This is a genomic window from Nocardia sp. NPDC056952, assembly GCF_042674185.1.
GTDB lineage: Bacteria > Actinomycetota > Actinomycetes > Mycobacteriales > Mycobacteriaceae > Nocardia.
Map to the genome: position 1 here is coordinate 1 of NZ_JBHURA010000007.1, position 23669 is coordinate 23669.

Annotated in this window: 19 protein-coding genes and 1 tRNA gene; 17 read left to right on the plus strand and 3 right to left on the minus strand. The window is 68.8% G+C overall.

The genetic code is table 11. The features are described from left to right. Positions 1-44: 44 nt before the first annotated feature. Complete coding sequence (locus ACFTS5_RS23305) at positions 45-1556, minus strand: MFS transporter (protein ID WP_378634525.1); 1512 nt, start codon at positions 1554-1556, stop codon at positions 45-47. Positions 1557-1636: 80 nt separating this feature from the next. Here ACFTS5_RS23305 and ACFTS5_RS23310 point away from each other — a divergent pair, with 80 nt between their 5' ends. The 6 genes from ACFTS5_RS23310 to ACFTS5_RS23335 all read left to right on the plus strand — a co-directional run bounded on the left by ACFTS5_RS23310 (position 1637) and on the right by ACFTS5_RS23335 (position 8240). Next, a complete protein-coding gene (locus ACFTS5_RS23310; protein ID WP_378634527.1) occupies positions 1637-2182 on the plus strand; it encodes a TetR/AcrR family transcriptional regulator in 546 nt (181 codons plus the stop codon). Positions 2183-2345: 163 nt separating this feature from the next. Beyond that, entirely contained in the window at positions 2346-3959 is a 1614-nt protein-coding gene (locus ACFTS5_RS23315) for an adenylate/guanylate cyclase domain-containing protein (RefSeq protein ID WP_378634530.1), read from the plus strand. A gap of 181 nt (positions 3960-4140) precedes the next feature. Next, positions 4141-4935 carry a hypothetical protein gene (locus ACFTS5_RS23320; RefSeq protein WP_378634533.1) on the plus strand — a complete coding sequence of 265 codons (795 nt, stop codon included), beginning with the start codon at positions 4141-4143 and terminating at the stop codon, positions 4933-4935. Next, positions 4932-5957, plus strand: coding sequence for a DUF4129 domain-containing protein (locus ACFTS5_RS23325; protein WP_378634535.1), 1026 nt, complete (start codon positions 4932-4934; stop codon positions 5955-5957). Before ACFTS5_RS23320 ends, ACFTS5_RS23325 begins: the two co-directional genes overlap by 4 nt. Beyond that, complete coding sequence (locus ACFTS5_RS23330) at positions 5954-6949, plus strand: AAA family ATPase (RefSeq protein WP_378634537.1); 996 nt, start codon at positions 5954-5956, stop codon at positions 6947-6949. The genes ACFTS5_RS23325 and ACFTS5_RS23330 overlap by 4 nt, the downstream gene beginning before the upstream one ends. A gap of 4 nt (positions 6950-6953) precedes the next feature. After that, positions 6954-8240, plus strand: coding sequence for a DUF58 domain-containing protein (locus tag ACFTS5_RS23335; protein WP_378634540.1), 1287 nt, complete (start codon positions 6954-6956; stop codon positions 8238-8240). 179 nt (positions 8241-8419) lie between these two features. Here the strand turns inward: ACFTS5_RS23335 and ACFTS5_RS23340 are convergent, their stop codons facing one another. Next, positions 8420-9166 carry an RDD family protein gene (locus tag ACFTS5_RS23340; RefSeq protein WP_378634542.1) on the minus strand — a complete coding sequence of 249 codons (747 nt, stop codon included), beginning with the start codon at positions 9164-9166 and terminating at the stop codon, positions 8420-8422. A gap of 18 nt (positions 9167-9184) precedes the next feature. Here ACFTS5_RS23340 and ACFTS5_RS23345 point away from each other — a divergent pair, with 18 nt between their 5' ends. The 4 genes from ACFTS5_RS23345 to ACFTS5_RS23360 all read left to right on the plus strand — a co-directional run bounded on the left by ACFTS5_RS23345 (position 9185) and on the right by ACFTS5_RS23360 (position 13392). Beyond that, positions 9185-10219 (plus strand): stage II sporulation protein M, encoded by a 1035-nt coding sequence (locus tag ACFTS5_RS23345; protein WP_378634545.1) that lies wholly within the window; start codon positions 9185-9187, stop codon positions 10217-10219. 1118 nt (positions 10220-11337) lie between these two features. Continuing rightward, positions 11338-11850 carry a class I SAM-dependent methyltransferase gene (locus ACFTS5_RS23350; protein ID WP_378634548.1) on the plus strand — a complete coding sequence of 171 codons (513 nt, stop codon included), beginning with the start codon at positions 11338-11340 and terminating at the stop codon, positions 11848-11850. Between the two features lie 169 nt (positions 11851-12019). Beyond that, positions 12020-12859, plus strand: a complete 840-nt coding sequence (locus ACFTS5_RS23355; RefSeq protein ID WP_378634550.1) for an alpha/beta fold hydrolase — start codon at positions 12020-12022, stop codon at positions 12857-12859. Then, entirely contained in the window at positions 12856-13392 is a 537-nt protein-coding gene (locus tag ACFTS5_RS23360) for a TetR/AcrR family transcriptional regulator (RefSeq protein WP_378634553.1), read from the plus strand. The genes ACFTS5_RS23355 and ACFTS5_RS23360 overlap by 4 nt, the downstream gene beginning before the upstream one ends. Before the next feature lie 51 nt (positions 13393-13443). On the opposite strand, the gene ACFTS5_RS23365 is transcribed toward ACFTS5_RS23360, so the two are convergent. Continuing rightward, positions 13444-13526 (minus strand) — tRNA-Leu (locus tag ACFTS5_RS23365). 219 nt (positions 13527-13745) lie between these two features. Between ACFTS5_RS23365 and ACFTS5_RS23370 the strand changes: the two genes are divergently transcribed. The 7 genes from ACFTS5_RS23370 to pknB all read left to right on the plus strand — a co-directional run bounded on the left by ACFTS5_RS23370 (position 13746) and on the right by pknB (position 23666). Further along, entirely contained in the window at positions 13746-15173 is a 1428-nt protein-coding gene (locus ACFTS5_RS23370; protein ID WP_378634555.1) for a DUF3662 and FHA domain-containing protein, read from the plus strand. Between the two features lie 168 nt (positions 15174-15341). Next, complete coding sequence (locus ACFTS5_RS23375) at positions 15342-15818, plus strand: FHA domain-containing protein (RefSeq protein ID WP_062992366.1); 477 nt, start codon at positions 15342-15344, stop codon at positions 15816-15818. After that, positions 15815-17266 carry a PP2C family protein-serine/threonine phosphatase gene (locus tag ACFTS5_RS23380; protein ID WP_378634558.1) on the plus strand — a complete coding sequence of 484 codons (1452 nt, stop codon included), beginning with the start codon at positions 15815-15817 and terminating at the stop codon, positions 17264-17266. The genes ACFTS5_RS23375 and ACFTS5_RS23380 overlap by 4 nt, the downstream gene beginning before the upstream one ends. Next, positions 17266-18738 carry an FtsW/RodA/SpoVE family cell cycle protein gene (locus ACFTS5_RS23385; protein ID WP_378634561.1) on the plus strand — a complete coding sequence of 491 codons (1473 nt, stop codon included), beginning with the start codon at positions 17266-17268 and terminating at the stop codon, positions 18736-18738. Before ACFTS5_RS23380 ends, ACFTS5_RS23385 begins: the two co-directional genes overlap by 1 nt. Further along, the gene (locus ACFTS5_RS23390; RefSeq protein ID WP_378634563.1) at positions 18735-20207 is read left to right on the plus strand and encodes a peptidoglycan D,D-transpeptidase FtsI family protein; all 1473 of its coding nucleotides are present in this window, start codon (positions 18735-18737) and stop codon (positions 20205-20207) included. Before ACFTS5_RS23385 ends, ACFTS5_RS23390 begins: the two co-directional genes overlap by 4 nt. Before the next feature lie 37 nt (positions 20208-20244). Further along, the gene (locus ACFTS5_RS23395; RefSeq protein WP_378634566.1) at positions 20245-21774 is read left to right on the plus strand and encodes a protein kinase; all 1530 of its coding nucleotides are present in this window, start codon (positions 20245-20247) and stop codon (positions 21772-21774) included. Next, entirely contained in the window at positions 21771-23666 is a 1896-nt protein-coding gene (pknB, locus tag ACFTS5_RS23400) for a Stk1 family PASTA domain-containing Ser/Thr kinase (RefSeq protein ID WP_378634568.1), read from the plus strand. The genes ACFTS5_RS23395 and pknB overlap by 4 nt, the downstream gene beginning before the upstream one ends. The last annotated feature ends 3 nt before the right edge of the window (positions 23667-23669 follow it).

The window sequence follows — 23669 nt, forward strand, 5'->3', positions numbered from 1 at the left end:
TTGCGGGGGGGGGGCCCCCCCCCCGTGGGCCCCCCACCTCCGGCTCAGCCGCGCGTGGTCTTCGTCCGTACCGCGCTGTAGGCCGCGAACAACAGCACCGCGACGATGCCGAGCACCGTCAGATGGATGCCGCTGACGAACGCCTGATTCGCCGACGACAGGAACTCCTCCGCCACCGCGGCGGGCAGCTCACCGGCCACCTCGACGGCGCCGCTGAGCGAACCCGACGCGGCCGCCACCGCGTCGTCGGGCAGCAAGGACACGTCCAGACCACGCCGGAAGATCGCCATCACGGTGCTCCCGAGCAGGGCGACACCCAGGGCAAGACCCGTTTCGTAGGCGGTCTCCGAGATCGCCGCGGCCGCACCGGCGCGTTCTTCCGGCGCCGATCCGACGACCAGGTCGGCGGCCACGGTCATGGCCACACCGGCACCGAGACCGATGCCGACGAAACCGAGCACGAACGCCTCCGCGCCGCTCACCGCGTCGACCGCGAGGAAGGCCGCCGCGCCGATCGCGGTGACGACCAGCGCACCGGCCAGCACCAGCGCCGCGCGCCAGCGCCGCACGAGCCAGGCCGCCGCCAGCGAACCGAACACGCTCGCCGCGAGCCCCGGCAGCATCAGCAGACCCGCCTCCAAGGGCGTACGGCCGAGCACCAGCTGCAGATACTGCGAGCCGAAGAACAGCACGCCCGCCAGCGCGAACACCGCGAGCAGGTTGGTGAACACCGCCACCCGGAACCTCGGCAGTTCGAACAGCCGCAGGTCGAGCATCGGATCGGTCAGGCGACGCTGCCTGCGCACGAACAGCACGGCCGAGACCACACCGACCAGGCCGACCAGCAGCGCGCCCACCGCCGGACCGTGCGCGGCGGTTTCCTTCACCGCGTAGACCACCGGCACCAGCGCCAGCATCGACAGCAGCGCGCTCAGCGCGTCGAACCGGCCCGGGTTCGGGTCACGTGATTCGGGAATGAGCAGCGGGGCGAGGGCGAGCAGCACCAGCATCACGGGCAGGTTCACCAGGAACACCGAGCCCCACCAGAAGTGCTCGAGCAGCCAGCCGCCGACCAGTGGACCGGCCGCGGCGCCACCACCGGCCATCGCACTCCACACGCCGATCGCCACGGTGCGCTGACGCGGGTCCTGGAACATCGATCGGATCAGGCCCAGCGTGGCGGGCATCAGCGTGGCGCCCGCGACGCCCTGCAGGACGCGCGCCGCGATCAGCATCTCCGGCGACACCGCCCACGCGGCCTGCGCCGAGGCGACGCCGAAGCCGACCGCACCGATCAGCAGGAGCTTGCGCCTGCCGATCCGGTCGCCGAGATTGCCCATCACCACCAGCAGACCGGCGAGCACGAACGAGTACACGTCGATGATCCAGAGCAGCTGTGGCGTGCTCGGGGCGAGGTCGGCGCTGATCGCGGGCACGGCCAGGTCCAGCACGGTCGCGTCCACCGCGAGCAGCAGCAGGGCGAGGGCGAGTACGCCGAGGCCCGCCCACTCGCGCGGGGTGGCGCGCGCCGGGGTGAGTGCTGTGGGGGTGTTCATGGGTCTCTCGTCTTTCAGGTTGGTAAACCGTCCAGACGGTACAGTAACAAGAAAACCGTCCAGACGGTACAGTGATTGCCGTGAGCTCTGACACCCGCGATCGCATCCTCGACGCCCTGGAGACCCTGCTGCTCGAACGCGGCGCGGCGCAGATGACCCTCGACAACGTCGCCGCCGCGGCGGGCGTATCGAAGGGCGGGCTCCTCTACCACTTCAAGAGCAAAGACGCCCTGCTCGTCGGCCTGGTCCAGCGACTCGGCGAGCGTGCGCGCACCCAACTCGACGACGCCAGAGCGAGCGGGAGCTCGATCGCCGAGTGGTACCTGCAGACGCCCGACCCCACCGCACAGGACGACGCCGTCGAACTCGCCCTGTACCGCTCACTACTGGCGACCATGCGCACGATCGACGCCTCGGCGGGCAGCGAGCCCGACGAGGTCCAGCGCGCGCTCGACGCGGTGATGGCGGCCTGGTCGGACAACCTGGAGACCGAGGTGGACGACCCCGTCCGCGCCGACACCATCCGGCTGGTGGGCGACGGGGTCTACCTGCGCGCGCTGCTCGGTCTGCCGCAGATCGAACCCGCGCGCTACCGCGCCGTCGTCGACAACCTGCTCCACGGTTGAGTGCACATCTGTACACCGAACGGTGCCGTGGGCAACAGCACCGTAGACAGACCGGTGGACGGTCACAAAACTGGGTGCGACCAGTTGGTATAGCCACCCGACCGATGCAGTGACCTGCGCAACTCTGTGGCCGACACCGGGTTCACCGGTTTACAGTTCAGAAGTGATCAACCGCGATGGACCGGCGGGCGCGGCAAGATCAGCGCCATGGGGCTCGCCGCTGCTCGGGCCAGTCGACGAGGCATCGAAGATCCGTCGAGTTCGGGTGCAGTTGCTGCTCACCGTGCCGCTACTCATCGCCAATCTGATCGGCATCGCCATGGTGGTGGTGCTCGCGGGCTTCGTGCTGCCCGGGCCCACCGTGTTCACTCGGCAACTCCTGCTGGTCAACAGCGTGTTCACACCACTGTGCGCCGCGCTCGCGCTGGCGGGCGGCACGGTGTGGGGCACCGTGGCCGGAGTGCGCTCGATGGGCTGGGCCACCGATCCCGAGCACGTGCCGACGCCGGCCGAACAGCAGGTCACCGTGTCGGCGCCGCGCTGGATGGTGCTGCAGCAGGCCATCCTCTGGACGCTGACGTTGACGGTGCTCACCATCGTCTACGGCGTGCTCGAGCCGGCGCTGATCCCCAAGGTCATCCTCTCGACCGGCGCCGCCGCGATCGTCGTGTGCGCCAACAGCTACCTGATCATCGAATTCGCGCTGCGCCCGGTGACCGCGCGCGTGCTGGCCGCCGACCCGCACCGCCGCCGTGGCATCGGCGTGTTCGGCCGGACCATGCTGTCGTGGTTCGTCGGGGTCGGCGTACCGGTGGCGCTCACGATGACGGTAGCGGTGTGGGCGCTGGCCGACCCCGCGGTGAGCAAAGCCAGGCTGGCGGTGTGCATGCTCAGCCTCGGCGGCTCCGCGCTGGTATTCGGGTTGATCCTGATGGCCCAGGTCGTCGCGGCGACGGTGGCCCCGATCAAGGGGGTGCGGCAGGCGCTGCGCCGCGTGGAGAACGGCGACCTCGACGCCGAGATCGCCCTCTACGACGGCACCGAGCTGGGCGAACTGCAGAGCGGCTTCAACACGATGGTGCACGGGCTGCGCGAGCGGGCGATGATCGAGGACCTGTTCGGCAAGCATGTCGGCCACGATGTCGCGATGGCGGCGATCGCCTCCCGGCCGGTGCTCGGCGGCACCGAAACCGAGGCAGCGGCCCTGTTCATCGACATCATCGGCTCCACCACGATGGCCGCCACCCTGCCCGCACCCGAGATCGTCGGCATTCTCAACCGGTTCTTCGACATCGTCGTCGACGAGGTGGAACGGCACGGCGGGCTGCTCAACAAGTTCGAGGGCGACGCGGCGCTGGCGGTGTTCGGCACGCCGGCTCCGCTCGACGACCTGGCGGGTGCGGCGCTGTCGTGCGGGCGTGCGATCCAGCGTCGACTGCGTGCTGCTTCCGATCTCGACGCGGGTATCGGTGTCGCGGCGGGACGGGTGGTCGCGGGCAACGTCGGTACGCACAACCGGTACGAATTCACGGTGATCGGCGATGCGGTCAACGAGGCCGCTCGGCTGTGCGAGCTGTCCAAGCAGCACGACGAACGTTTGCTCACGTCGGCGACCACGCTTGCCGCTGCGGCCGACTCGGAATCCGCGCAGTGGATTCTCGGTGAGACGGTCACGCTGCGTGGGCGTTTGAAGCCCACGCAGGTTGCGCTGCCGAGGCTGTCCGAGCGGGCCGACGAGGGCGCCTCCGCCGGGCGTGGAGCTGCGGACGTTCGGTAGGGACACCTCGGGGATCACCCGGCCCGGCCTGCGCGGCGAGGGCGGGTCGAGTCCCCGGGCGGTTCGGCTGGGATTGACTACACTCGGGCCCGTGCGTCCCGCCGTCGAAACGGTTGGCGCCGTCGGGGCGGGAGTCGATCCGGCACGGGCGCCTGCGCCGGGGCCGCCAATACCGCCCACGGTGCCGATCCGCCCCCTGCGTTTCCGCGAATTGCTCGATGAGCCGTTCGCCCTGATCCAGGCCCATATCCGGACCTTCGCGGTGCTCGGCGGCAGTGCGCTCGTGCTCGGTGTGCTCGTCACGCTCGGGGTGACGGGGCTGGTTTCCCACCTCACCGACGGCTCCGACGCGGGCACCGCGTGGGCGGCGATCCTGGCGACCGCGGCCTGCGTGTGGCTGGTTCGCCTGGTCCTGCGCGGCGCGACCATCGCGATCGCACTCGCCGACTTCCACGGGGTGCGCTACGGCGTGCTCGACGGGTTGCGGGCCGCGGGCAGGCAGGCGACGCCGCTGGTGCTCGCGCAGATCATGTTCACGCTCACCGGGATCGGAGTGCTGCTGCTCGGCAGCATTCTGGTGATCACCTATCCGCTCGCGCTGATCTGGCTTTCGTATGTACGGGCGCGGCGGTTCGTCACCGAGCCGGCGATCGTGGCCGAGCACGCGGGTTTCGGTGTGGGCGTTGCCCGTTCGAAGGAGCTCGTGCAGGGTGCGGACTGGTCGACCGCGGGTCTGTGGCTCACCCAGCGGTGCATCTTCGCGGTCCTCGCGGTGCCCGCGTTCGGTATCCCGTTCTTCCTCTCCGACTTCTCCGGCACTCATCGCTGGGCTTTCATCACCCTGCTCGTCGGCGGGTTTGTGCTGGTGGTGACCGTGAGCGAGATCGTCGAGGCCACCAGCCGAGTGCTGTGCTACATCAGCCGGCGGTGTGTGCGCGAAGGCATGGACATTCGAATTCCCGGTGATCGCCGGTGACCGAATTTCCTGACGGCGTCCCACCGCAGCCCCGTCTCGGCGCCGCCGCCGAACATCGCGCCGCCGCCGAGAACGCCGCGGGCCGCCGCGATTACGACCGGGCACTGCGCGAACGCTTCCGCGCCGTCCTGCGCGGCCTCGAACAGGACGGCAGCCTGCCGGTGCGCCGCTCGCGCACCGCGCAGGAGACCGCCGACGACGCGACCACGGCACTGCCGCTGGAGCAGTCCACCGAATTACATCCGGCGGCACGGAGTTTCGACGAGGTCGTCTACGGCGGACGTAGCGCCACCGAGGACGAGTACCGTCGCCTCGAATACGCCGACCGGTACTCCCAGTCCGCACCACCCCCCGTTCTCGATCCGCTCGAGGTCGAGGTCGTCGAGCGAGAGCCCAAGCAGCGCAGGAAGCTTCCGCCCCTACCCCCGATCCTGCGCAGCCCCCGCTTCTGGGCGGTGCTCGCGGCGGGACTCGCCATCGCCCTGCTGGTCTACGCCACCATGCAGTCGTGCGGCGCCCCCAACGCACCCCACCCTCCCGATCTGCCCAACCCACCAGACCCGCCCGAGCCACCCCCTGATGACAACGACCTCGATTTCGGCAGTGGCAAGGACTCGATCTTCACCCGCCTGCCCGGCTGGCTGGCGTTCGGCGGCCTGCAGTTCCTGCTCGCCTTCGTGGCGCTGATCTGGTGGCGGGCGCGCAGGCGTGGCGCGCTGGTCGGCGAGCCGCGCCCGGTCGAGGTCCCCGCGAACGAGCTGCTGGCGGGTCAGGCGGGCCTGTATCGCCGCTCCGGCGACGTGGCCCATGTGGCCCAGGTCCTGCGCGCGGCGACACTGCGCCGGATCACGCCGCGGCTGGGCGGCGAACTCACCGGCGATCAACTCGTCGGAGCCGTGTCCAGCCGTCTCGGCGTACCCGGTCAGCAGATCGGCACTGTCCTGTTCGGCGATGTGCCGGACGAGACAACCCTCCATTACATTGCCGCACACCTCGAATGGATCGAGACGGAGCTCGGATGACAAATATTTCCAAGGACGCTGTGCTGCTCGAGACGCCGAGCGCGCAGGAGGCCGCGGCGGCACTGGCCGCACTGCGCACCGAGATCGGCAAGGCGGTGGTCGGCAACGACCAGGCCGTGCTGTACCTCGTGCTCGCCCTGCTGTGCCGCGGTCACGTGCTGCTCGAAGGTGTTCCCGGCGTGGCGAAGACGCTGCTGGTGCGCGCGCTGGCCACCTCGCTGGCGCTCGAGCACGCACGCGTGCAGTTCACCCCGGACCTGATGCCGGGCGATGTCACCGGATCCCAGATCTACGACCCGCATTCGGCCGAGTTCACCTTCCGCAAGGGTCCGGTCTTCACCAACCTGCTGCTGGCCGACGAGATCAACCGCACCCCACCGAAAACCCAGTCCTCGCTGCTGGAATCGATGGAGGAGCGCCAGGTTTCGGTGGACGGTCAGCCGCGTCCACTGCCCGATCCGTTCGTGGTGGTCGCCACCCAGAACCCGATCGAGCAGGAGGGCACCTATCCGCTGCCCGAGGCGCAACTCGACCGGTTCCTGTTCAAGGTCGACATCCGGCTGCCCGACCGCGACGACGAGTTCCGCATCCTGCAACGCCACGCGAGCGGCTTCGATCCGCGCGACCTCGGCGCCGCCGGACTGCGCCCGGTCGCCGGACCCGAACACATCGCGGCCGCGCGCGCCGCGGTGGGCCAGGTGACGGTGAGTCCGGAGGTGCTGGCCTACATCGTCGATCTGTGCCGTGCCACCCGGTCCTCCCCCGCCGTCGCGCACGGCGCGTCCACCCGTGGCGCGACCGCGCTGCTGGCCGCCGCCCGCGCCTTCGCCTGGCTCAACGGCCGCGCGTATGTGACGCCCGACGACGTGAAAACCGTGGCGATGGCGGTACTTCGGCATCGCTTGCAGTTGCGGCCGGAGGCCGAGCTGGACGGGGTGAGCACCGAGGGCGTGCTCTCGTCGTTGCTGGTCTCGGTGCCGGTTCCGGTCTAGCGACGTGGTGGTCACAGGCCGGTTCGCACTGCTCGCCACGGCTGCGGCGGCGGTGGTGATGTTCGTGGTGCCCACGTGGGCCGGCGTGCTCGGCGCCTGCGCGGTGCTGGTGGCGCTGCTGCTGACCGATATCGCGCTCACCGCGCGCGCGGATGCGCTGTCGCTGACCCGTGATCCGCTGACGGTGGTGCGGCTCGGTCGCGGCACCGAGGTGGAGCTGGCTGTCACCAATACCGGCACGGCCACGGTGCGCGGGATGCTGTGGGACGCCTGGCCCGACAGCGCGCGTGCCGACATCCGCGAACACCGTCTGGATCTGGCCCCGCACACCCGAATCCGCTTGCGCACCAGCCTGACTCCCACCTATCGCGGTGATCGGGTCGCGGGCCCGGTGACGGTGCGGCTGCTCGGACCGCTGGGGCTGGCCGGACGGCAGAGCCGGGTCGAGGTGCCTGCCAGGGTGCGCGCGCTGCCCGCGTTTCGCAGTGAGCGGCTGCTGCGTTCGAAGGTGAAGCGGCTGCATCATCTCGAGGGGCGCAATGTCGCCAATACGCGCGGGCAGGGCACCGAGTTCGATTCGTTCCGCGAGTACGTGGCGGGCGACGACGTGCGCAGCATCGACTGGCGGGCCACCGCGCGCGCGAACGACGTGCTGGTGCGGACGTGGCGGCCGGAACGCAACCGGCACATGCTGATGGTCCTGGACACCGGGCGGGCCAGTGCGGGCCGGGTCGGTGAGGGAACGCGGCTCGACAGTGCGATCGAAGCGGCGCTGCTGCTCGGTGGTCTGGCCGCCGCCGCGGGCGACACGGTCGACCTGCTGGCCTACGACCGCCGAGTCCGCGCGGAAGTGAGTGGCGTAGGCGGCAATCAGCTGCCTTTGAAACTTATGCACACCCTCGCCGGGGTTACTCCACAGCTGGTGGACACCGACACCGACGGGCTGGTACGCACCGTGATCTCGCGGGTTCGGCGGCGGGCATTGATCGTGTGGTTCACCAGTCTCGACGGGCCGACCGTCACCGAGCACCTGTTGCCCGCGCTGCCGACGCTCACGCGGCGTCATCGGGTGCTGATCGTCTCCGTGATCGATCCCGACATCGCCGCGGCGGCGAGTGACAGTTCGCAGGTCTACACGGCGGCCGCCGCCGAAACTGTGCTGGCCGAACGCGCGCTCGTACAGGAATCGCTGCGGCGGCGCGGGGTGGCCGTGGTGGCCGCCGCACCCGATCGACTGCCCGAGGCGCTGGCCGACGAATACCTCGAGCTCAAGCAGTCCGGCTCGCTGTGATCGGTGGACATCGCGAATTGTGCACAACCGCACATGGTTGTGGATAACCGCAGTTTCCACCGGTACTCACAGTTCATCCACCGACTCGCCAACAGATTCATCCACAGGCGGGGTTGTGCACAGGTGGGTTCCCGCACAACCTGATTCGTGCACAGGCGATTCATCCACAGGCTGTTGAGCTAGACCCGTGAAAGCTGCTGTCGCCGAGCGAGAATCGCGCCGAGCACGTGAAAGGGCGGGTAGCCGACGGGCACCGGGCAGCGCAGTGCGGCGCACATGGCCTCGACGAGCTGCGTGCCCAGATAGTGCTGTGTGGGCGGCGTCAGCGTGGGCAGCCTGGTCAGATACCGCCGTGCCGCCGCAGCCAGTTCATCGGAGATCCCGCTCGGATCCAGCTGCGCCGACCAGCCGGTCAACCAGGGCGGGGCGACCGCCAGCGACGGCACCGGCATGGTCTGGCGGGTGTGCACAACTACCGTCCCGGCGAGCACGTCACCCACCCGTCTGCCCTCGCGCGAACACAGCGACGTGACGACCGCGACCGCGCCGAACGCACCGAGCATCCAGAAATCCACAATCGCGCCCGCGAGGCCGCGGGTGAGCGCGTGCCGGAAGTCGATCGGCCCGGCGTCGGCGCGCACCACACGCAAGCCGAAGGCCAGCTTGCCCAGCGACCGGCCGCGCGAGACGGTTTCGCTGACCACCGGATAGGCGATCAGCACGGCCACCAGCGTGATGACCGCCGTCACCGAGAACCAGGCCGAGTCGGCATCGGTGGCCAACAGCACGAGCATCAAGACGTACTCCAGCGTCGCGGCGAGGGCCAGCTGGAGCATCAGGTCGAGCAGAAAAGCGCCCGCACGGCTGGGGATGCGCGCGATGGGGAGGTCGAGCGCCACCGCTTCGCCGGTGGTGAATTCAGCCATGTGGCTAGCATTCCCGATATGGACACCGATGCCTACAGCTGGGCACGTCAACGGTCGTGGTATCGGCTCGATCAGCTGGTCCGCCAGCGCAAGCTGTCCGGCGCGGAGGCCGACGAGCTGGTCCGGTTGTACCGGTCCACCTCGCAGCAGCTGGCGAGATTGCAGGGGCACCACCCGGATCCGGAGCTCGTCGGCCGGCTGAGCGCGCTGCTGGCGCGGGCCCGTGGGCGGGTGCTGGCGGCGCGGTCGCAGCCGTGGCGCGAAGTCGGCCGGTTCTTCACCCGGCACTTTCCCGCGGCTGTGTACAGAGCCTGGCCGTGGTGGTTGGGGACAACTGCGATCTTCCTCGGCGTCGCGGGCGTGATCGGCGTGCTTGTGGATCGTTCGGCGGCGGCCCGCGACGCGCTGGGGATACCCGAGGGCGACCTGTCGGATGTCACCGGACCTGGGGGTTCGTTCGAGTCGTACTACTCCGCGCACCCCAACGAGGCCTTCGCCGCGAAGGTGTGGACACACAATTCGCTGGTCTCGGCGATCGCGTTGTTCACCGGCGTCCTGATCCTCCCGGCTGTGTACGCACTGTTCATGAATGCGCTGAATCTGGGGATAACCGGTGGATTGATGGCCGAGGCGGGGCGGCTGGATTCGTTCTTCGGCTTCATCCTGCCGCACGGCACGCTGGAGCTCACCGCGCTGTTCGTCGCGGGCGGGGTGGGGTTGAAGCTCGGGTGGACGCTGGTCGACCCGGGCCGGCGCAGCAGGGCGGCCGCGATGGCCAGGCAGGGGCGTGCGACCGCGACCGTGGCCCTCGGGCTGGTGGGCGTGCTGCTGGTATGCGGCCTGCTCGAGGGATTCGTGACGCCGAGTCCGCTGCCGGCGCCCGTCCGGATCGCGCTGGGGTTCGCGGCCGAGGCGCTGTTCCTCTACTACGTCTTCGGGATCGGCAGGCGGGTGGCCGAGGAACAGGATGCCGCGGCGGCGGTGCCGGTCGCGGCGGCGGATCCGGCCGATCGGTGGCTGATGGCGCCGGCGAAGGCCGTTGACCGGGCGTGAGTTCGCAACTGTGCGTGCATTTGTGAGGCCGACAACTCCGAGCACACCGCGCCGGGACAGCACCGGACAATCGGCAGCTACGGAAGGTTAAGAGACGGTGACGAACTCCCCCATTTGAGTTCCGCTGGCCGCAGCGAGTCGGGCTCGAACTGCGGCCAGCGTTACCGTCAACTGTACACAATCGTTATGCCCACGCAACCCCCAACGCGCAGGTCCGGGGTAAGAATTGTGAACCTGCAAAGCCCTGTGGACGCACCGATTTTCACACCTTCAGCAAACTCCTGGCGCGACCCTCACCGAGCAGTCGGCGGCACCGAGAATTCACCCCGAGCAAACCTTCGATAACGAATCACGCACCCTCCGCGGAGCCCGCTCGCGAATTCCGGGCAAGGTTGCTTCGGATCACACTGAGGCCAAGACATAGCTGTCACCTGGGGTTTCGGCAACGGAATTACGGTTGCCGCCTACTTGAAACGTTAAAAGAAACCTCAGGTTTGTTAACTACGTTGCAAACGAGATACGCGCCCAGCAATCACGGTGAAACACCGAATTCATCGCCTCTAACTGGACGAACGACTGGTTGCGAACGGTCCGCCGAACGGACAGAAATCGGCAGAAGAACATCCGGAATACAAGGTTGCACGGGCAGTGTGACCTTCGCCTCACCTGCGAGAATCGGGAGTATCCGACGGTGCGAGCGGGCATGTGTGTCTCGGCAGGGGCAGCAGCGATACCGGCAGGCCACGGTGGTCATCGGGCTGCCGAAACAGACGCGAGGTCGGGTTCAGCGCGCGAGACGGGCGCAGCCGATTCGGACGACCTCGGTGACGGTTCCTGCCGAGGGCGCTGCGCCGGGTGATCAGCGCGGCCCTCCCTGGCGGGCCCTCGGCGACCGCGCCCGGCAGCGGAGTCGAGGTGTGAACGGCGCGGGTCGAGGGGCCGATAACGGCAGAATCGAATCCGTCGAGGGGGGTTGTCGGATCGGCCCCGACACGCCGCAGGGTCATCGACGGCCACCAGCCGATCCCCGTTGCCGAGAGAGGCGTAGGCCCCGCCGAGCAGGCTGCCCCTCGGCCGACGGCCGACGGCGGCGCGAAAATGCCGCCTACGATGACGAAATGACCGGGGTCAAAGATCGCCTGCTCACGACAATCGCCGGGCAGCTCGGCAATCCGCACGGTGTGCTCGGCAAGGGCGTGGCGTTCGTCCTCGATCGCGGGAACAAGCGTGCCATCGCGGCGGCGGTCGATGCCGCGGCGCCGCCCACCGGAGCGACGGTCGCCGATATCGGCTTCGGTGGCGGGGTGGGACTGGAGTTGCTGCTCGCTCGCGTCGGTGCCGAGGGCACGGTGCACGGCATCGAGCCCTCCCCCGACATGCTCGCCCGCGCCCGTGGCCGTTTCGCGGTGGAGGTCGCGGAGGGCCGCCTCCTCCTCGCCGACGGCACGCTCACCGCGCTCCCACTGCCCGACGCGAGCCTGCACGCGGCGATCACCGTCAACACCATCTACTTCCTCGACGATCTCCCGGCCGCCTGCACCGAACTCGCCCGAGTCCTGCGTCAAGGCGGTACCGCGGTGATCGGCATCGGAGATCCGGACGCGATGGCCAAAATGCCCTTCACCCCTTAGGGATTCACCTTGCGCCCGGTTGCCGATGTGGTGGCGGCACTGAGCTCCGCGGGACTGACGGTGGACCAGCGCACCTTGCCGAATCCGCCGATCCCCCACCACCTGCTGATCGCCCGCAAAGCCTGACCCAAGCCTTGACCGACCGGTCGGTCATAGCTACCGTCGGTCCATGACACCGTTCACCGTCACCACGCGGTACGGCGAGATCGCGGTCCACCTGAGCGGATGCTCGCCCGAGGACGCACCGGGACTGCTTCTGCTGCACGCGAATCCGGGTGACCATCGCGATTTCGATCAGATCGTGCCGGCGCTGGGCAAGACATGGGCCGTCGCCGCTGTCGACTGGCCGGGCTACGGCGCGTCCACGGTCACCGACCCGGACGCCGTCACCGTCGACGCGCTCGGCGACATCGCCGTGCGAGTGTCGACATCGTTGGCGCAGATCGGATTCGGTTCACTCACCGTGATCGGCAACAGTGTCGGCGGGTACGCCGCAGTGCGGTTGGCCGAGCGCGCACCGGACCTGGTGCGCGGGCTGATCCTGGTGCAGTCGGCCGGGTTCGCACCGCTGAATACGTTGACCAGAGCCATGTTCGGGCTGATCGCCCGCCCGTCGGTGGCCCGGCGGTTCGTCGTCCCGCACGCGCGGCTCTACCTGGGCTCGCCGCGCAACGAGGGTGTTCGCCCTCTCTTCGAGCGGGCACGCGAGGTATCCGGCGATCCGACCCGGCTCGCCGTGTATCGCAGTCTCTGGCGGAGCCTGGACGACCCGCGCGTCGACCTGCCCGCCGCGGCGCCACTGCTGCCCGGGCTGCCCGTCCAGGTCGTCTGGGGCCGCGACGACCCGACCAATCCCTGGCTGGTGAACCGGCGCGGCCTCGCCCGCGCCCTGCCCGGCGCGCCGGTCGCCGTCCTGCCCACGCGGCACGAACCGTTCGCACAGGCGCCCGGGTTGTTCCTCGACGCCGTGCGCGAGTTCCTCACCGCCCGTGCTGGAATGCGGCAATGAGATCCGCCGAACCCGGGCGCCGCGCCCTCCTGAACGCGGGCAGGCAGCTACTGGCCACCGAGAATCTGAGCAAGCTCTCGGTCAACGCGATCGCGGCCGAGGCCAAGATGGCCAAGGGCAGCTTCTACCAGCACTGGCCGAGCCGCGAGTCCTACATACTCGCCCTGCACCGTGCCTTCCACGACGATCTCGACGATCAGGTCAGCGCGGCGACCGCCGCCCTTGCGCCCGGCGAAGGACGGCTCGCGGCCGGGATCGCCGCCTACCTCGACGGCTGTCTGGCCGCCCCCGCGACGAAGGGCCTATTAGTACAGGCCAGAACAGATGCCGGCCTGGCCACCGAGGTGAGCGCCCGCAATTCCGCCGCCGCAGGCTTGCTCGCCACGGACCTCACGGCGATGGGCTGGTCCGACGCCGCGCCCGTCGCCGTCCTGTTGGTAGCGGCGATAGCCGAAACCGCCCTGCTCGAGCTGGACGCACAGTCGCCCCGGCCGGATCTGCGCGCGGCCCTGCTTCGCATCGCCCGTCACTGACCCCGGAAACGACCGAAGGCCCGATCCGGAAGGATCGAGCCTTTAGTCTTGTGGGCGAAGGGGGACTTGAACCCCCACGTCCTTACGGACACTGGCACCTGAAGCCAGCGCGTCTGCCATTCCGCCACTCGCCCGAGCGACTGGAAAAATCTAACATGCCCCGCGGGGGAAAATAAAATCGATTCCCTGACCTGCGGCGATGCCGATTGAAAGGGCGCGGGAACTGGGTCACGCCGCCGGGAGTTACCCAGGTAGAGGATCGTGGATATCATGCAAGGAACGTGGTCGGGTCCGGACACGCCGTAACCAGCGTGTCGAGGAGGGCGGACACGCGCACCGAAGGGAGGGCTGTGATGGGCATCGTGTCGAGATTCGAACGTCGCTTGCAGGGCGCTGTCGGTGACGTGTTCGCGAGGGTGTTCGGCGGCAGTGTGGTTCCCCAGGAGGTGGAGGCCGCCCTGCAGCAGGAAGCCGCAGATCAGATCCAGGATCTGGAGGGCGGGCACCGTCTCGCGCCGAACAGTTACGTGATCACGATCAACGAAACCGATCACGGCAAGCTCGACGCCGATCACGACCTGACAACCAAAGCGTTCGCCAAACATCTGCAGGATTACATCCGCGAGCAGGGCTGGCAGACCTACGGCGAAGTACACGTGGCGTTCGAGGCATCACCTACGCTGCACACCGGAATGTTCAGAGCGAGCGGCCGCGTCGACCCCGACGCCGGTCGCGGGACGGCCCCACCTCGCCCCGGACCGCCACAACGACCCGCACACCCGCAACCAGGAGCTGGCCCCATGACGCATAACTCAGGCTACGAGCCAAGCCGAGAGCCCGCGGAGTCCGATCCACGCAACCGCGGGTACGCACCGCCGCCCGCCGGCGCACCAGGGGCTTCCTACCCGGCCGACGATTACGGCCGCGGTGGCGGCTACGGCGCGCCCGAGGCGCAGCCCGGATACGGCGACGCGTACGGCCAGCAGGGTGGCGAATACCAGAACGGCTACGACCCCGCCGCGCCCGCACAGCAGGGCTACGGCCAGCAGGGTGGCTACGGCGCCGCGCCCGCGTACGGCGAGCCCGGTTACGACCAGCAGGGCGGCTACGGCCAGCAGGCCTACAGCCAGCAGGGCGGCTACGGCGCGCAGGGCGGCCAGGCCGGTTACGCCGAGCCCGGTTACGACCAGCAGGGCGGCTACGGCCAGCAGGGCTACGCCGAACCCCAGCAGCAGGGCTACGGCCAGCAGGGTGGGTACGGCCAGCAGGGCTACGCCGACCCGGGCTACGACCAGCAGGGCGGCTACGGCCAGCAGGGCTACGCCGAACCCCAGCAGCAGGGCTACGGCCAGCAGGGATACGGCGCGCAGCCCGGTTACGCCGAGCCCGCCTACGGCCAGGAGGAGCAGGGCGGCTACGCCCAGCCCGCCGCCGGTTACGGCCAGCAGGGCTACGGCCAGCCGCAGGGCGCGGGCTACGGCGCCGCCCAGTCGAGCTACTCGGCCACCCTCCAGCTCGACGACGGCAGCGGCCGCACCTACGCGCTGCGCGAGGGTTCCAACATCATCGGCCGCGGCCAGGACGCCCATTTCCGGCTACCCGACACGGGGGTGTCGCGTCGCCATATCGAGGTGCGCTGGGACGGCCAGACGGCCATGCTCTCCGACCTGGGTTCCACCAACGGAACCCTCGTCAACGGTTCCCCCGTGCAGGATTGGCAGCTCGCCGATGGCGACGTGATCCGGGCCGGACATTCCGAGATCCTGATCCGGATCGTCTGATCCCGTAAGCTGCGCGGTGCACGTCACGAGTCGACGCTGTCGGCTCTATGATGCTGCCATTACACGCACGGTCCCGACCTCGGGGCCCGCAAGCCAGCACGCTGGTGGGGGTGGTTCGCCCCGCACCTGCCGTACCGACGTACCCGGGCGAACAGGAGGTGGAACGCCGTGCAGGGATTGATCCTGCAATTGACCCGCGCGGGGTTCCTGCTGCTGCTCTGGTTGTTCGTCTGGGCCGTTCTGCGGACCTTGCGCAGCGATATCTACGCGGCATCCGGCATACGGATACAGCCGAGGGCAACCCGCGGAAATCGCGGATCCATCGGTCTGCCCTCCTTCAGCCGAAGCCAGAAGGGCGCCAAGTATCTAGTGGTGACTCATGGTTCACTCGCCGGCACTCGAATCACCCTCGGCACGCAACCGGTTCTCATCGGACGCGCCGACGATTCCACGCTGGTACTCACCGACGACTACGCCTCGACCAGGCACGCGCGACTGTCTCAGCGTGGTGACGACTGGTACGTGGAAGACCTCGGTTCCACCAACGGCACATATCTCGACCGCGCGAAAGTCACCACCGCCGTCCGTGTTCCGCTCGGCACTCCTGTGCGAGTCGGCAAAACAGTGATCGAGCTGCGATCGTGACACTTGTTCTGCGCTACACCGCGCGAAGCGACCGCGGACTCGTCCGGGGCAACAACGAAGATTCGGTCTACGCGGGCGCACGCCTGCTAGCGCTGGCCGACGGCATGGGTGGGCACGCCGCCGGAGAAGTGGCCTCCCAGTTGATGATCGCCGCGCTGGCGCATCTCGACGACGACGAGCCGGGCGACGACATCCTCGGCAAGCTCGACCACGCCACGCATTCCGGCAACGCCGCCATCGCCGACCACGTCGAGGCCGAACCCGAACTCGACGGCATGGGCACCACGCTCACCGCCATCCTGTTCGCGGGCCGCAAACTCGGCCTTGTCCACATCGGCGACTCGCGTGCCTACATGCTGCGCGACGGCGAACTCGCCCAGATCACCCGCGACGACACCTTCGTGCAGTCGCTGGTCGACGAGGGCCGGATCACCGCCGAACAGGCGCACACCCATCCACAGCGTTCGCTGATCATGCGTGCCCTCACCGGCAACGAGATCGAGCCGACGCTGATCATGCGCGAAGCCCGCGCCGGTGATCGTTATCTGCTGTGCTCCGACGGACTTTCGGACGTGGTGAGTGACGAGACCATCGGCAACACCATGCGCGAGGGCAACACCGACGAGTGCGCCGACCGGCTCATCGAACTGGCACTGCGCAGTGGTGGGCCGGACAACGTGACCGTTGTCGTCGCCGATGTGATCGACCTCGACTACGGCCAGAGCCACCCGATTCTCGCGGGCGCCGCCTCCACCGAGGAGGAGGAAGACTCCCCGCCGCCGAACACCGCGGCTGGGCGTGCCGCCGCGATGCGTCCGCCGCGGGCGCAACCGCGCCGGGCCGCCGCCGCACCTCCGCCGCCGGAGACGAAGTCGCACAAGCTGCGCTGGCTGCTGCTGTCGCTGGCGTTGATCGCCGCGGTCGCCGTCGGACTCGTGGTGGGCTACAAGATGATTCGCAGCAACTACTACGTGGGCGCCGACAACGACAAGGTGGTCGTGATGCGCGGCCTGCCCGGTTCGATCCTCGGCTACTCGATCCACGATGTGGAGCTGACGGGCTGTGTGAACAGCAAGAGCGAGCTCACTCTGGTCGAGGTCGGCAAGTCCGCGCCGAGTGGGTGCAAGCCGCTGCTGGTCAGTGACCTGAAGCAGACCGGACGCGACCAGGTGCAGAAGGGCCTGCCGCCGGATTCGCTGGACAAGGCGCGCGGCAGCATGAAGGTGCTGGCGCAGAACGAGCTCCTGCCGCCGTGCCCGAAGAAGGAATCGGTACCGCAGCCCGGCGTGCTTCCGCCCGAGCAGACCCCGGTGATCCCCGGCGGCGCACCGACTCCCGGCCCCGACCAGCCCGCGACACCGACCACGACCGCGCCTGCCCCGACCACCACCACCGTCCCCCCGACAACCCCGCAGATCTCAGGGGAGAACTGCCGGGTGACGGACTGATGTCCGCACCGCCACCGCCGTCGGCTGGGGCGTTCCCCAGTCCCCCTGGTGGATTCGCGCCGGCGCCGCCGCCGTCGACGCGACGCAACCAGGAGTTGCTGCTGCTGGCGGGCGCGGCGGGCATCACCACGGTGTCGTTGTTCATCGTCGAGGCGAGCCAGGAACAGTCGATCACCACCGACATCGCCAAGTACGGGGTGGCGTTCCTCGCGCTGTTCGGGATCGCGCATCTCGCGGTGCGCCGGTTCGCGCCGTTCGCGGACCCGCTCCTACTACCGATTGTGGCGCTGCTCAACGGATTGGGGCTGGTGCTGATCCACCGGCTCGATCTCGCCGAAGCGCAGAAGGCGGCATACGACGCGACATCGGTCCCCTCCCCCGACGCCAACCAGCAGATCATGTGGACCGGCCTCGGCATCGTGGTGTTCATCAGCCTGCTCATCGTCTTGCGGGACTACCGCACGCTGGCGCGCTACACCTACACACTAGGCCTGGTAGGCCTGGTCGCGCTGGCGATTCCGGCACTGTTGCCGAGCCGGTTCTCCGAAGTGAACGGCGCCAAGATCTGGATCCGGCTGCCCGGATTCAGCATGCAACCGGGCGAATTCGCGAAGATCCTGCTGATCATCTTCTTCGCGGGCGTACTGGTGGCCAAACGTGACCTGTTCACCGCGGCGGGCAAGCACTTCCTCGGCATGGAATGGCCGCGACCGCGCGATATGGGCCCGATCCTGATCGTGTGGATCGTCTGCATCGGCGTGCTCGTGCTCGAAAAAGACCTCGGCACTTCGCTGCTCATCTTCGGCACGGTGCTGGTGATGATCTACATCGCCACCGAACGGGTGGGCTGGCTGATCATCGGTGGCGGCCTGCTCGCGCTCGGATTCGTGTTCGCCTACGAACTGTTCGGGCACGTCCGCGTGCGCGTGGACACCTGGCTGCACCCGTTCGACGACTACCACAACACCGGGTACCAGATCTCGCAGTCGATGTTCGGCTTCGCCACCGGCGGACTCGCCGGCACCGGCCTCGGCAGCGGACGGCCCCAGCAGGTGCCCTTCGCCAAGACCGACTTCATCGTCACCACCATCGGCGAGGAACTCGGCCTGATCGGGCTCACCGCGGTGCTGATGCTGTTCCTGATCTTCATCGTTCGCGGGTTGCGCACCGCGCTGGCCGTGCGTGACAGCTTCGGCAAGCTGCTCGCGGCGGGCCTGTCGTTCACCATCGCGATCCAGATCTTCGTGGTCGTCGGCGGCGTCACCAAACTGATTCCACTCACCGGTCTGACCACGCCGTTCATCTCCTACGGCGGTTCATCGCTGCTGGCGAACTACGCGCTGCTCGGGCTGTTGATCAAGATCTCCGATGCGGCCCGCGCACCGGCACCGGCCCGTAAGCGCGCGCCCGCCCCGATCGCGGACGCGGCCACCGAACTGGTCCGCAGGCCGGAAAGCAGGGTGAGCGAATGAACACACCTCTGCGTCGCGTCGCCGTCGCCGTGATGGTGATGGTGGTGGCGTTGCTCGTGAACGCGACCTACCTGCAGGTGGTCAAGGCCGACGACCTGCGCAGCGATCCGCGCAACTCGCGGGTGCTGCTCGACGAGTACTCGCGCCAGCGCGGTCAGATCTCCGCGGGCGGCACCGTGCTCGCCGGCTCCGTCGCGACCGACGACCGGTACAAGTACCTGCGCGAATACCCCTCCGACCCCTCGGCGTACGCGCCGGTCACCGGCTTCTACTCGATGCAGTACGGCAAGACCGGGCTCGAATTGGCCGAGGATCCGCTGCTCTCGGGCAACGACTCGAGCCTGTTCGGCCGCCGGCTCATCGACATGTTCTCCGGGCGCGATCCGCGCGGCGCGAACGTGCTCACCACGCTGAATCCGATGATGCAGCAGGTCGCCTACGAACAGATGACGTCGAAGGGCTACACCGGCGCCGTGGTGGCGATCGAGCCGAGCACCGGCAAGATCTTGACCATGGTCTCCACGCCCAGCTACGACCCCAACGAGCTGTCGGGCCACGACGGCGCGGCGGGTCGCGCCGCCTGGGAACGACTGAGCACCGATCCGAGTCAGCCGATGCTCAATCGCGCCGTCTCGCAGACCTATCCGCCGGGGTCGACGTTCAAGACCGTCGTCACCGCGGCCGCACTGTCCAACGGCGTCGCCGGTCCGAACGACCAGTTCACCGCAGCGCCCAACATCACCCTGCCCGGAACCAGCACCACGCTGGAGAACTACAACGGCAGCACCTGCGGCGACCAGACGACGGCCAGCCTGTACGAGGCGTTCCGGCGGTCGTGCAACACCGCGTTCGTCGAACTCGGCGTGAAGGTCGGCGCGGCCAAGCTCAAGGACGAGGCCGCCGCGTTCGGCATCGGTGTCGAGGATCCGCCCGGTGTGCCGATCCCGGTCGCCGAATCGACCGTCGGCCCGATCCCGGACAACGCCGCGCTCGGCCAGTCGAGCATCGGCCAGCGCGATGTGTCGGTGACGCCGCTCAACGTCGCGGTGATCGCCGCGACCATCGCCAACGGCGGCACCAGGATGCAGCCGTATCTGGTTGATCAGACACAGGCGCCCGATCTGTCGGAGCTCAGCAAGACCAAGCCGGTCAGCGTCGGGCAGGCGGTGAGCCCCCAGGTAGCGTCGACCCTGACGGATCTGATGGTCGCTTCGGAAGCCAATACCGCGGGCGGTGGACGGTCGCCGTACCAGATCGCGTCCAAGACCGGAACCGCCGAACACGGCAGTAATCCCCGTAACACCCCGCCACACGCCTGGTATATGGCCTTCGCGCCCGCGCAGAACCCGAAGATCGCCATCGCGGTGATCGTCGAGAACGGCGGCGATCGGGCGCTGGCGGCCACCGGAGGTTCGGTAGCCGCGCCGATCGCCAGGTCGGTACTGGACGCGGGCCTGGCAGGGGGCTGAACGAAATGAGTGTGCGAGTGACAACACGGGGGCCCCGATGCTGAACAACGGCGCCATGATCGCCGACCGCTACCGCCTGCAGCGGCTCATCGCCACGGGCGGTATGGGTCAGGTGTGGGAAGCGATGGACACCCGGCTCGATCGCCGGGTGGCGGTCAAGGTCCTCAAGACCGAGTTCTCCGCCGACCCGACCTTCCGGGCGCGGTTCCGCGTCGAGGCGCGCACCACCGCGCAGCTCAACGCGCCCGGAATCGCGGGCATCTACGACTACGGCGAGACCACCGACCCGTCGGGCGGCGAGACCGCCTACCTGGTGATGGAGCTCGTGCAGGGCGAACCGCTCAACGCGGTGCTCAACCGGATGGGCAGGCTCTCGGTCGTCCAGGGTCTCGACATGCTCGAGCAGACCGGGCGCGCGCTCGAGGTCGCCCACGCGGCCGGGGTGGTGCACCGTGACGTGAAGCCGGGCAACATCCTGGTGACGCCGACCGGGCAGGTGAAGATCACCGACTTCGGCATCGCCAAGGCGGTCGACGCCTCGCCGGTGACCAAGACCGGCATGGTGATGGGCACCGCCCAGTACATCGCGCCCGAACAGGCCGTCGGCGAGGACGCCACCGCGGCGTCGGATGTCTACTCCCTCGGCATCGTCGGCTACGAAGCACTGGCCGGAGTCCGCCCGTTCACCGGTGAGGGCGCGATCACCGTCGCGATGAAGCACGTGCGCGACGCACCGCCGCCGATGCCCGACGACCTGCCCGCGAACGTGCACGAACTGATCGCCATCACCATGGCCAAGGACCCGCTGCAGCGCTACAGCAGCGGCGGCGAGTTCGCTGATGCCGTGGCCGCGGTGCGTGCCGGGCACATGCCGCCGATCCCCGGTGGCGCCACCGGTCCGTCGATGACCGGGGCCACCCGGGTACTTCCGCCCGGCCCGACCGTGGTGCTCCCCGCCGCCGCGGCAGCCGCGGCCGCGGCGGACTACGACGGCGCGACCATGCGCTTCGGCCATCAGCCCGGCGGCCCAGTCGGTCCGCCCACCGGCGGTTACAGCGGTCCGGCCACCCAGGCTTCCGCACCCGCGCCGGTCCCCGCGAGCAACGCCAAGAACAACCAGAAGTGGCTGATCGCGCTCGGTGTCGGCGCGCTGCTGCTCGGCGGCGGTGTGCTGTGGCTGCTGTTCGGCGGTGAACCGAACCGGGATTCGGGGACCACGACCACCACCGTGCAGACCACCAAACCGCTGCCGCCGCCGGTGACCACCACCCGGCCGGTCCCGCCGCCGCCGGTGACCACCGAGGAACCGCCGACCACGACGGTGCCGCCGACCACCACCGAGCCGCCGACGACGACCACCGAGCCGCCGACGACCACGACGGTGCCGCCGACCACCACCACGACCAAGACCAAGCCGACCACCACGCCGAAGCCGACCAAACCGGAGCCGACCACCACGGCGCCGGCCGCGGGCACCACCACCGTCGGTCGTCCCCGGCTGCCCACCTTCGACCTGCCGTTCCCCGATGGCGACACGGCGGTAGGCCCGACCATAGGACAACCATGACGACCCCGAAGAATCTCTCCTCGCGGTACGAGCTGGGCGAGATCATCGGGTTCGGCGGCATGTCGGAGGTGCACCGCGCCCGTGACGTGCGGCTGTCCCGTGACGTGGCGATCAAGGTGCTGCGAGCGGATCTGGCCCGCGATCCTACGTTCTACCTGCGGTTCAAGCGCGAAGCCCAGAACGCGGCCGCGCTGAACCACCCGGCCATCGTGGCCGTGTACGACACCGGCGAAGCCACCGTCGACGGCGGGCCGCTGCCCTACATCGTCATGGAATACGTCGAGGGCGACACCCTGCGCGACATCGTGCGCGGCAAGGGACCGCTCGCGCCGCGCAAGGCGATGGAAGTCGTGGCCGACGTGTGCGCCGCGCTCGACTTCAGCCATAAAGCCGGGATCGTGCACCGCGATATGAAGCCGGCCAACATCATGATCAACCGCGCCGGTGCGGTGAAGGTGATGGACTTCGGCATCGCGCGCGCGATCGCCGACAGCGCCAACCCGATGACCCAGACCGCCGCGGTGATCGGCACCGCCCAGTACCTCTCGCCCGAACAGGCGCGCGGCGAGACCGTCGACGCGCGCTCGGACGTGTACTCGGTGGGCTGCGTGCTCTTCGAGATCCTCACCGGGCAGCCGCCGTTCACCGGTGACTCGCCGGTCGCGGTCGCCTACCAGCATGTGAAGGAAGATCCGCCGCTACCGTCGTCGGTCAATCCCGGTGTGCCGCGTGAGCTCGATTCGGTGATCCTCAAGGCGATGGCCAAGAACCCGGCCAACCGCTACCAGACGGCAGCGGAGATGCGGGCCGACCTGATCCGGGTGCTCGGCGGGCAGAAGCCCAGCGCGCCCATGGTGATGAACGAGGAAGACCGCACCGATTACGACGACGAGCCGGGGCCGCGGAGTTTCCGCGACCGCCGCGACGACACCTCCGAACACCCCGTGGTCGGGCCCGACGGCGAGGAACGTAACCGCACCGGGCTGATCGCGCTCGGTGTCGCGGCCGCGCTGGCTGTGGCGTTCGGGCTGTTCTGGGTGCTGGTCGGTCCTGGTAGCCGGGCCGATCAGGTCGCCGTCCCCGATCTGTCGGGCAAGCCCGCCCAGCAGGCGCAGACCGCACTGCAGCAGGCCGGTTTCTATGTGGCCGTGCAGGAGAAGCCGGACGGCAAGGTCGCGCCGGGCAATGTGATCGCGACCCAGCCGCTCGGCGGTTCGCGCATCGACGAGGGCAGCACCGTGACGCTGCAGATCTCGACCGGGCCGACGCAGGTGCAGTTGCCGCGACTGATCGGCATGAGTCAGGCCGACGCCGAACGGCAGCTGAATTCGCTCGGGCTGCAACTCGATCCGAATGTGGCCCGCAAGCCGTCGAGTACGGCAGACACCGACAAGGTGATCGCGCAGGAACCGAGTGCTGGTGTGCGGGTCGACATCGATCAGCCGATCATCATCACCATCGGCGGCGGGCCGGAAGAGGTCCGAGTGCCCTCCGTGGTCGGCCAGGACATCTCCGTCGCTCAGCCGAATCTGGTGGATTCCGCCGGTTTCAAGGTCGAGATCCAGGAAATGAAATCCTCGCTGCCGAAGGGCCAGGTGCTCGCCACGAACCCGGCAGGCGGCAGCAACGCGGAGAAGGGCTCGACCATCACGGTCCATGTCTCCGCCGGTGACCGGATCACCGTCCCCGATCTCACCGGGCTCACGCCGGTGCAGGCGCAGGAAACGTTGCGCGGGCTCGGGTGGACCGGTCAGCTCAGCCAGACCACGGTGATCACGCTCGACGGCAATGCCTCGGGCAAGGTCGTCGGGCAGAATCCGGCGGCCGGTTCGGCAGTGACGATCAACGGCAATGTGGTGCTGCACGTGGGAGCGTCGCCGATTCCGCGATGAGGT

Excerpts from the sequence above, each read along its gene's own strand:
- ACFTS5_RS23330 (WP_378634537.1), top strand. The coding sequence starts at position 5,954 with ATGACAAATATTTCCAAGGACGCTGTGCTGCTCGAGACGCCGAGCGCG.
- ACFTS5_RS23390 (WP_378634563.1), top strand. The coding sequence starts at position 18,735 with ATGAACACACCTCTGCGTCGCGTCGCCGTCGCCGTGATGGTGATGGTG.
- ACFTS5_RS23395 (WP_378634566.1), top strand. The coding sequence starts at position 20,245 with ATGCTGAACAACGGCGCCATGATCGCCGACCGCTACCGCCTGCAGCGG.
- pknB (WP_378634568.1), top strand. The coding sequence starts at position 21,771 with ATGACGACCCCGAAGAATCTCTCCTCGCGGTACGAGCTGGGCGAGATC.
- ACFTS5_RS23360 (WP_378634553.1), top strand. The coding sequence starts at position 12,856 with ATGAGATCCGCCGAACCCGGGCGCCGCGCCCTCCTGAACGCGGGCAGG.
- ACFTS5_RS23305 (WP_378634525.1), bottom strand. The coding sequence starts at position 1,556 with ATGAACACCCCCACAGCACTCACCCCGGCGCGCGCCACCCCGCGCGAG.
- ACFTS5_RS23370 (WP_378634555.1), top strand. The coding sequence starts at position 13,746 with ATGGGCATCGTGTCGAGATTCGAACGTCGCTTGCAGGGCGCTGTCGGT.
- ACFTS5_RS23355 (WP_378634550.1), top strand. The coding sequence starts at position 12,020 with ATGACACCGTTCACCGTCACCACGCGGTACGGCGAGATCGCGGTCCAC.
- ACFTS5_RS23340 (WP_378634542.1), bottom strand. The coding sequence starts at position 9,166 with ATGGCTGAATTCACCACCGGCGAAGCGGTGGCGCTCGACCTCCCCATC.
- ACFTS5_RS23350 (WP_378634548.1), top strand. The coding sequence starts at position 11,338 with ATGACCGGGGTCAAAGATCGCCTGCTCACGACAATCGCCGGGCAGCTC.
- ACFTS5_RS23345 (WP_378634545.1), top strand. The coding sequence starts at position 9,185 with ATGGACACCGATGCCTACAGCTGGGCACGTCAACGGTCGTGGTATCGG.
- ACFTS5_RS23385 (WP_378634561.1), top strand. The coding sequence starts at position 17,266 with ATGTCCGCACCGCCACCGCCGTCGGCTGGGGCGTTCCCCAGTCCCCCT.